A 7,826-nucleotide genomic window follows, 5' to 3' on the forward strand; every position below is an offset into this window, starting at 1 on the left:
GGGCTCTAGTCGATGCCGCGGGCGGCCAGGGCGTCCCCGACGTCGTCCGCGTGCTTGAAGCTGAGCACCAGCAGCGGCAGCGCCCAGGCCCACGGCGCCATCCGCACCCCGCGGGCGGCCTGCGCATGCCGGATCTGCTCAGCCAGGGCGCGCAGGTGGCCGATCGAGGAGAGCACCAGGCCCATCGCCAGGCCCACGCGGTCGGCGCGGAACCCCGCCCGTGCCAGGCGTGGCCCCGCCCACGGGATCCGCTCGACCGGCCGCAGCACCGCCTCGGCCACCCCGGTCATGTCCGCGATCCGGGTGGTGCGCGTCAGCACCTGCGCGGTGAGCACGAGCCCGAGCACGCGCGCCACCATGAGTCCGGCGGCGAACGCGTCGGTGAAGATCCACTGCGCCGCGAACAGGACCACGTAGAACAGCCACAGAGCGCGCAGGTCGGAGGCGATCATCGCCGCACCGCGCCGCAGCCCGAAGCCCACGAGATACGCGGTCACGGCACCCACGACGGCGGCGCCCGCGGCCCACAGGGACAGCGGCAGCAGGGTCAGGGCCAGCACCCACACCGCGAACAGGCCCGTCTTGAGGCCGGCGCGGGCGTGGTGCAGGGGCGAGTCGCCGTGGATGTACAGGGAGAGCATCAGCGCAGCTCCGCCGCCACGGCGTGGTCCAGAAAGCGCTCGTACGCCTCGACCACGTCCTCGGCCGGGCCGGTCCGCTCCACACGGCCGCCGTGGATCCACACCGCCTCGTCGCACGCACGGGCCAGCTCGAGGTCGTGGGTCACCAGCAGCAGCTGGAACCCGTCCGGGGCCGAGGGGTCGGCGGCCAGCAGCCGGTCGGCCACGATCCGCCGGTGCCGGCCGTCCAGCAGGGAGGTCGGCTCGTCGGCGATCACCAGGGACGGCCCGGCGGTCAGCACCGAGCACATCGCCAGCCGCTGCGCCTGCCCCGAGGACAGGGACAGGCACGCCCGGTCCGCGAGCGCGGTGAGCCGGTGCTCCTCAAGCGCCGCGGCCACGCGCGCGGCGACGTCGTCCTTGGTCAGGCGGCGGCCGGCGTCGTCCCTGAGCGACTTCACGGTCAGCTCCACGTCCTCCCGGACGGTGGGCATGACCACCTGCGCGGCCGGGTTCGCGAACACGAAGCCGACGGTGCGGCGCAGCGCCTTCACGTCCCGGACGGCGTCCACCCCGTGCACGCTCACCTCCCCGGCGACGACGTCGGCCAGTCCGGCGATCGCGCGGGCCAGCGTGGACTTGCCGGAGCCGTTCTCCCCGATCACCGCCACGCGCGGGGCCGTGAGGGTGAGGTCCACGCCGTCGAGGAGCACGACGACGCCCTCGGGGCCGTCGGCCTCGACGCGGACGCCCGTGAGGGTGACGGAACGGTCCTGGCTCATCGGAAGGCGCGGGGGTAGGCCTTCCACAGGCCGACGATGAGGATGACGGCCACGACGAGCTTGATCAGGTCACCGGGCACGAACGGGGCCATGGAGAGGACGGCGGCGCCGAACTCCATCCCGGCGATCCCGACGAAGCCGAGCACGCCGAAGAAGTAGACCATCACGACGCCACCGATCAGCCCGGCGACGGCCGCGCCGAGCGCGACCCGTCCGGCGCCGAGGCCGGGGCGGGCCCGGGAGGTGAGGGCCCAGAAGATCAGGCCGACGATCAGCGCGGACGGGATCCAGCCGAGGATGAAGCCGGCCGTCGGGCCGGCGAACACGCCCAGGCCGCCGCGGCCGCCACTGAGCAGCGGCAGGCCGAGGGCCACGAGGCCGGCGAACAGCGCCATCGAGGCGGCCCCGCGCCACGGGCCGAGGATCACACCGGCCAGGATCACGGCGATGTTCTGCAGCACGATCGGGGCGGGCACACCGGCGACCGCGATCGGTGGCACCAGACCGAGGACGGCCATCAGCGCGGTCATGACGGCGATGCGCGCGAGGCTGCCGCCGGCGGAAGCGCGACGGGGGCGGCCGGCGTCGGCGGGGCGGTCCGTCGTCGTGGTGGCCGCGGGGCGGACGTGGCCGTCGTGGGACGAGGGCACGGAAGTGCTCATGGAGGGACTCCTGGTGCGGAAGCGAGTGCGAGGGGGCGCTCAGCCGAGGCGCGGGGCGCATGGCGAGTGCCCGACGAGTTGAACAGTGTTCAGGAGTCTACTGCAGGGGCGAGGGTGTGGGCGGCCGGGGTGCGTTCCCGGGGCGACACCGAGGCAGCGGTCGGCTTGGGCGTTGTGCTGACCGGCGATCAGCAGGAACGAGGTCTGCGGCCCGCCGAGCATCTCGCGGACCGCGGCCAGTACTGGCGAGCGGGGGCGTAAGGCGGGGTGGCCGGGCAGTCCGGGCAGGGCCATGACGTCTCGTGACCGGCCGGGCCCTGACCTCATTCCCCAGCATCCGCACCGACCTGCGCAACGCCGGCGTGAACGTGGTGGACCAAGAGGCCGCCCGAGACGGGAACCTGGCCACCAGCCGCTCACCCGATGACCTCTGCCTTCTGTTCCGCCGTGGTGGTACTGTCCAGCCCACCAGCGCCGGAAACCGCTCGTGAGCAGCCCGGTACGCCACATGGCACAGGCGGGGCTGACGACCAGCTCGACACCCGGCACCTCGGTACCCGCCACCCTCCTATAAGCCGGCACCGGTCGAGGACGCGTCGGCCCTTCGAGGATCTCAGCCCACGTCCCACCTCAGGACAACCAGAAGGAAGTGATCCCGGATGCGACGGATGACGCTGCCGAGCGGGGAGTCCATCCCTGTGCTGGGCCAGGGCACCTGGGGCTGGGGTGAGGACCCCGGCCGCCGCGGCGACGAGGTCGCCGCGCTGCACGCCGGCCTCGAGCTGGGCATGACGCTGGTCGACACCGCCGAGATGTACGCCGACGGCGGCGCGGAGGAGGTGGTCGGTGAAGCATTGGCGGGTCGCCGCGACGAGGCGTTCGTGGTCAGCAAGGTCATGCCGTCCCACGCCTCCCGTTCCGGCACGATCGCGGCCTGCGAACGCAGCCTGAAACGCCTGGGCACCGATCGGATCGACCTCTACCTGCTGCACTGGCAGGGCAGGTACCCGCTGCAGGACACCGTCGCGGCCTTCCACCATCTCGTCGAGGACGGGAAAATCCGATACTGGGGCGTCAGCAACTTCGACCACCGGGCCCTCGCCGACCTGCAGGACGTGCCGGGCAGCGGCGGGCTGGCCACGGATCAGGTGCTGTACAACCTGTCGCGGCGAGGACCGGAGTACGACCTGCTGCCGTGGTGCGCCGACCACCAGCTGCCGGTCATGGCGTACTCGCCGATCGAGCAGGGCCGCATCCTTCAGGACACGACGCTGAACGACGTCGCGGCCCGTCACAGCGTCAGCCCCGCGGCGGCGGCCCTCGCCTGGGTGCTGCGCCGCGACTCGCTCTGCACGATCCCCAAGGCGAGCAGCCCGCAGCACGTGCGAGACAACGCCACAGCACTGGACGTGGAGCTGACCCGCGAAGACCTGGATGCTCTGGACCGTGCGTTTCCGCCCCCGAGCGGACCGCGACCACTGGAAATGCTGTGACCCTGCCCAAGGGCGCAGCCCGGTCGTTCCGGGCAGTGCGGACAGCGCAAGTCTCCGAAGGACCTGCCTGTCACCTCCTCCTGAACCTGTGCACGCCATCCATCAACTCCTTTCCTCGGGCCTTGTCGGGTTCGCGGTAGGCGCTGATCATCCGCTGGCAGGTCCCCCAAGTGGCCTCGAGCCGGGCCCTCTGCTTGTCGGTGAGCAACCCGGTTCCGGCGTGCAGGGTTCGACGGGCGGAGTAGAGCGGGTCGCCCGTGCGGCCGCGGTGGCCATGCAGGTCCTGCTGGACCCGGCGGTGGCAGCGGACCAACGCGTCGCCGGCTAACCGGACTGCGAGCGACCGGCGTCGTGGACGCAGACGAACAGGACACTGGGCCGTGCGGTCAGGAGGATCTCCAAAGTCGGCGGCGGGGGTTCAGGCGATGTCGAGGAAGGAACGGAGCTCGGCGAAGGCCGACGGCACAACGGAGTAGTGCGCCCAGCGGCCCTTCTGCTCGCGCGTGAGCAGGCCAGCGTCGACGAGCTTCTTCATGTGGTGACTCACGGTCGGCTGGCTGATGCCCAGCGGCTCGGTGAGATCACAGGCGCAGACCGAATTGCAGCCCTGAGCAGCGACATGGGATAGAAGCCGGAGACGGGTCGGATCGGAAAGCGCCTTGAGCAAGAACGCGATCCTCTCGGCCTCGACGCTGTCGACGGGCCCCGCTGAGAGCCTGCAGCACTCCTCAGGGCCGTTCATCGTCTCGAGCCCGGCAGCTGTGATCGCGGTCGTCGTGGACATGCCCCCACCTTACATTGACAGTCATCGATGTGAAGCATAGCGTTCGCATCGATATCCGTCGATGGAAGGTTCAGCCCCCCTTATGAGTACGACCACCAAGGATGTGGAGCAGCCCCGCGTGATGAAGAAGATGTCCTTCCTTGATCGCTGGCTCCCGGTGTGGATCCTGGCCGCCATGGCAGTGGGTCTCCTGCTGGGGCGGTTCATCCCCGGCCTGAACACCGCGCTGGAAGCGGTGAAGATCGGATCCGTGTCCCTGCCCATTGCGATCGGACTGTTGGTGATGATGTACCCGGTCCTGGCGAAGGTCCGCTACGACGAGACCCGGCGCATCGGCGCGGACCGACGCCTGCTGGTGACCTCGCTGGTGCTGAACTGGATCGTCGGCCCGGCACTCATGTTCGCCCTGGCCTGGATCTTCCTGGCCGACCTTCCAGAGTACCGCACCGGCCTGATCATCGTCGGACTCGCACGCTGCATCGCGATGGTCCTCATCTGGAACGACCTCGCCTGCGGTGACCGAGAAGCAGCCGCGGTGCTGGTCGCGATCAACTCCGTCTTCCAGGTGATCGCCTTCGGTGCCCTGGGCTGGTTCTACCTCCAGGCGCTGCCATCCTGGCTGGGGCTGCCGACCACGTCGGCCGAGTTCTCGATCGGCGCGATCGTCCTCAGCGTGCTGATCTTCCTCGGGATCCCGCTGGTCGCAGGGTTCCTGACCCGCATCCTCGGTGAGCGAGCCAAGGGTCGGACCTGGTACGAGGAGCGGTTCCTCCCGAAGATCGGCCCCTGGGCGCTGTACGGGCTGCTGTTCACCATCGTGCTGCTGTTCGCCCTCCAGGGCGACGCGATCATCTCCGCACCGGGGGACGTGGCCCGCATCGCCCTGCCGCTGCTGGTCTACTTCGTCGTCATGTTCCTGGGGTCCTTCCTGCTCGGCCGCGCGATCGGCCTCGACTACGCGAAGGCCACGACCGTCGCGTTCACGGCCTCGGGCAACAACTTCGAGCTCGCCATCGCCGTCGCCATCGGCACCTTCGGAGTCACCTCCGGCCAGGCCCTCGCCGGCGTCGTCGGCCCGCTGATCGAAGTCCCCGTCCTCGTCGCCCTCGTCTACGTCGCCCTCGCTATGGGGCGGCGCCTGTTCCCCGGCGACACCACCGCCCCCACCCGATGACCCCACAGAAGGATCCCCTCGCCATGACCACGAAGCGCCCTTCAGTCCTGTTCGTCTGCGTGAAGAACGGCGGCAAGTCCCAGATGGCCGCCGCCCTCATGCGCCATCACGCCGGGGATGAGGTCGACGTGCATTCCGCCGGCACCCGCCCGGGCACCGCCATCAACGCCCAGTCCGCGGAGGCGATCGCCGAGGTCGGCGCGGACATGTCCTCCGCCGTCCCGCAGCCGGTCACCCCCGAGCTGCTGCGAAGCGTCGACCACGTGATCGTCATCGGCGACGAAGCCGTCATCAAACCCGTCGAGGGCATGACCGCGCCGGTCACGACCTGGCACACCGATGAGCCCTCTCAGCGCGGCATCGAAGGGATGGAGCGGATGCGCTTGGTCCGCGACGACATCGACACCCACGTCCGCAAGCTCCTGACCGACCTCACCGGCACCGCGAACTGACCGCCCCGCAGCAAGGAGACTCATCATCTTGACCACCGCAACGAACTCACATCCCATTGTCGTCATCGGCGCTGGCCCCATCGGCCTTGCCGCCGCTGCCCACCTCTCTGAGCGCGGCCTGCCGTTCCTGATCCTCGAGGCCGGGACCGCGGCAGGAGCCGCGATCGCCGAGTGGGGGCACACGCGGCTCTTCTCGCCGTGGCAGCACAACCTCGACGCCGCCGCACAGCGTCTCCTCGAAGCTGCCGGCTGGACCGCACCCGACGCCGACGTTCTCCCGACCGGTCACGAACTGCGCGAGCATTACCTCGAACCGCTCGCGCAGCTTCCCCAGCTCGCCGAGTCGATCCGCTACGGGGCGCGGGTCACCGCCGTCTCCCGCGCCGGCATCGACAAGACCCGCACCGCACGCCGCGAGGAGACCCCCTTCCTCGTCCGGATCCAGACCACCGACGGGCACAGCGAAGACGTGCTCGCCTCCGCGGTCATCGACGCCTCCGGCACCTGGTCCACGCCCAACCCCCTCGGACAGGCCGGGCTCCTTGCTCCCGGCGAGCAGCAGGCCCGCGCCGCGGGCCACATCACCGCGCCGCTGCCTGACGTGCAGGGCCGCGACCGTGACCGCTTCGCCGGCAAGCGAGTCATGGTGACCGGTGCCGGCCACTCAGCCGCCAATACCCTGCTGGACCTCGCGGACCTGGAGGCCGACACCACCATCATGTGGGCCGCTCGCACCGCAGACCTCACCCGCGTCTACGGGGGCGGCGACCAGGACGAACTCGCAGCCCGAGGAGCGCTCGGCTCGCGACTGCGCCAGCTGGTCGACTCCGGACGCATCGCGGTCCTCACCTCCTTCACCATCACTCGCTTCAGAGCCGACGACACGTTGACCGTCCACGCTGTGACCCCGGACGGGGAGCGAGAAGTGAGCGTCGATGTGCTGGTGCCCGCCACCGGGTTCCGCCCTGATCTCGGAATGCTCTCCGAACTCCGCCTGGCCCTGGACCCGGCCGTCGAAGCACCGTCCCAGCTGGAGCCGCTGATCGATCCCGAGTTCCACTCCTGCGGATCCGTCGAGCCTCACGGTGAGCGAGTCCTCGCCCACCCGGAGACGAACTTCTACATCGTGGGGATGAAGAGCTACGGCCGCGCCCCCACCTTCCTCATGGCCACCGGCTACGAACAGGTCCGCTCCATCGCAGCAGCCCTGGCCGGCGACCGCAAAGCAGCCGACGCAGTCCACCTCGAACTACCCGAGACCGGCGTATGCACCACCGACCTCGGCGGCGGCTGCGACGCCCCAGCCACAGCCGGCGACGCCTGCTGCAGCAGCCCGCAACTGATCGAGCTCCCCGTCGGCCGATGAGCAAACAGCGGGACGGCACGACGTTCTGTGCCGCCCCGCTGGGGTATAGCTTTACGAGGCGACACTGTAAGTTCAGCTCATACTGTATAGTTCAGTGAATGCTGACTATCGCCTCTCGTGTTGATGTGATGAACCGGTTGGGCCGAGCGATGGCCGACCCCACCCGGTCGCGGATCCTGATGACCTTGCTGGAACGGCCGGCGTACCCGGCCGAACTAGCGCGAGACTTGGGGCTGACCCGGTCGAACGTGTCGAACCACCTGGCGTGCTTGCGGGACTGCGGGATCGCGGTCGCCGTGGCCGAGGGCCGCCAGACCCGATACGAGATCGCCGATGCACACCTGGCGCGGGCGCTGACTGCTCTGGTCGAGGTCACCCTCGCGGTGGATGAGAGTGCTCCGTGCATCGATCCCGCCTGCTCGCTTCCCGGATGCGACGCAGCTGGGGAGGGCGCATGAGCCTCACCTCGGTCTTGCAGGCGATGGGCCTGTTC

The 7,826-nt window shown here is 70.0% G+C and carries 9 protein-coding genes and 2 pseudogenes; 6 read left to right on the forward strand and 5 right to left on the reverse strand.

Annotation, left to right across the window (positions count from 1 at the left end):
* Positions 1 to 5: 5 nt before the first annotated feature.
* From ACUW6W_RS09195 to ACUW6W_RS09205, 3 genes are read right to left on the reverse strand one after another with little or no spacing between them, the layout of a single operon-like run.
* Positions 6 to 641: a CbiQ family ECF transporter T component gene (locus ACUW6W_RS09195; RefSeq protein ID WP_044658729.1), complete on the reverse strand. Its 636-nt coding sequence runs from the start codon at positions 639 to 641 to the stop codon at positions 6 to 8.
* Positions 641 to 1,402, reverse strand: a complete 762-nt coding sequence (locus ACUW6W_RS09200; RefSeq protein WP_371450084.1) for an energy-coupling factor ABC transporter ATP-binding protein — start codon at positions 1,400 to 1,402, stop codon at positions 641 to 643. Before ACUW6W_RS09200 ends, ACUW6W_RS09195 begins: the two co-directional genes overlap by 1 nt.
* Positions 1,399 to 2,064, reverse strand: coding sequence for a biotin transporter BioY (locus ACUW6W_RS09205; protein ID WP_119217728.1), 666 nt, complete (start codon positions 2,062 to 2,064; stop codon positions 1,399 to 1,401). Before ACUW6W_RS09205 ends, ACUW6W_RS09200 begins: the two co-directional genes overlap by 4 nt.
* Positions 2,065 to 2,363: 299 nt before the next feature.
* Between ACUW6W_RS09205 and ACUW6W_RS09210 the strand changes: the two are divergent.
* Both ACUW6W_RS09210 and ACUW6W_RS09215 read left to right on the forward strand, forming a co-directional pair.
* Positions 2,364 to 2,495, forward strand: a pseudogene (locus tag ACUW6W_RS09210) (DJ-1/PfpI family protein); the annotation flags it as partial.
* Positions 2,496 to 2,732: 237 nt separating this feature from the next.
* A complete protein-coding gene (locus tag ACUW6W_RS09215; protein ID WP_225348738.1) occupies positions 2,733 to 3,557 on the forward strand; it encodes an aldo/keto reductase in 825 nt (274 codons plus the stop codon).
* Between the two features lie 97 nt (positions 3,558 to 3,654).
* On the opposite strand, the pseudogene ACUW6W_RS09220 reads toward ACUW6W_RS09215, so the two are convergent.
* Together ACUW6W_RS09220 and ACUW6W_RS09225 are read right to left on the reverse strand one after the other, a co-directional pair.
* A pseudogene (locus ACUW6W_RS09220) lies at positions 3,655 to 3,891 on the reverse strand (ISL3 family transposase); the annotation flags it as partial.
* 84 nt (positions 3,892 to 3,975) lie between these two features.
* Positions 3,976 to 4,341: an ArsR/SmtB family transcription factor gene (locus ACUW6W_RS09225; protein ID WP_036334534.1), complete on the reverse strand. Its 366-nt coding sequence runs from the start codon at positions 4,339 to 4,341 to the stop codon at positions 3,976 to 3,978.
* Positions 4,342 to 4,423: 82 nt separating this feature from the next.
* Here ACUW6W_RS09225 and arsB point away from each other — a divergent pair, with 82 nt between their 5' ends.
* From arsB to cmtR, 4 genes are all read left to right on the forward strand, one after another.
* The gene (gene arsB, locus ACUW6W_RS09230; RefSeq protein ID WP_095347761.1) at positions 4,424 to 5,515 is read left to right on the forward strand and encodes an ACR3 family arsenite efflux transporter; all 1,092 of its coding nucleotides are present in this window, start codon (positions 4,424 to 4,426) and stop codon (positions 5,513 to 5,515) included.
* A gap of 23 nt (positions 5,516 to 5,538) precedes the next feature.
* A complete protein-coding gene (locus tag ACUW6W_RS09235) occupies positions 5,539 to 5,967 on the forward strand; it encodes an arsenate-mycothiol transferase ArsC (protein ID WP_002855764.1) in 429 nt (142 codons plus the stop codon).
* Between the two features lie 28 nt (positions 5,968 to 5,995).
* The gene (locus tag ACUW6W_RS09240) at positions 5,996 to 7,333 is read left to right on the forward strand and encodes an FAD-dependent oxidoreductase (RefSeq protein ID WP_100057263.1); all 1,338 of its coding nucleotides are present in this window, start codon (positions 5,996 to 5,998) and stop codon (positions 7,331 to 7,333) included.
* Between the two features lie 98 nt (positions 7,334 to 7,431).
* Complete coding sequence (gene cmtR, locus ACUW6W_RS09245) at positions 7,432 to 7,791, forward strand: Cd(II)/Pb(II)-sensing metalloregulatory transcriptional regulator CmtR (protein WP_010080053.1); 360 nt, start codon at positions 7,432 to 7,434, stop codon at positions 7,789 to 7,791.
* Positions 7,792 to 7,826 lie beyond the last annotated feature (35 nt).

The organism is Micrococcus sp. 093350064-1, assembly GCF_053627955.1.

Excerpts from the sequence above, each read along its gene's own strand:
- ACUW6W_RS09195 (WP_044658729.1), bottom strand. The coding sequence starts at position 641 with ATGCTCTCCCTGTACATCCACGGCGACTCGCCCCTGCACCACGCCCGC.
- arsB (WP_095347761.1), top strand. The coding sequence starts at position 4,424 with ATGAGTACGACCACCAAGGATGTGGAGCAGCCCCGCGTGATGAAGAAG.
- cmtR (WP_010080053.1), top strand. The coding sequence starts at position 7,432 with ATGCTGACTATCGCCTCTCGTGTTGATGTGATGAACCGGTTGGGCCGA.
- ACUW6W_RS09200 (WP_371450084.1), bottom strand. The coding sequence starts at position 1,402 with ATGAGCCAGGACCGTTCCGTCACCCTCACGGGCGTCCGCGTCGAGGCC.
- ACUW6W_RS09205 (WP_119217728.1), bottom strand. The coding sequence starts at position 2,064 with ATGAGCACTTCCGTGCCCTCGTCCCACGACGGCCACGTCCGCCCCGCG.
- ACUW6W_RS09235 (WP_002855764.1), top strand. The coding sequence starts at position 5,539 with ATGACCACGAAGCGCCCTTCAGTCCTGTTCGTCTGCGTGAAGAACGGC.
- ACUW6W_RS09225 (WP_036334534.1), bottom strand. The coding sequence starts at position 4,341 with ATGTCCACGACGACCGCGATCACAGCTGCCGGGCTCGAGACGATGAAC.
- ACUW6W_RS09215 (WP_225348738.1), top strand. The coding sequence starts at position 2,733 with ATGACGCTGCCGAGCGGGGAGTCCATCCCTGTGCTGGGCCAGGGCACC.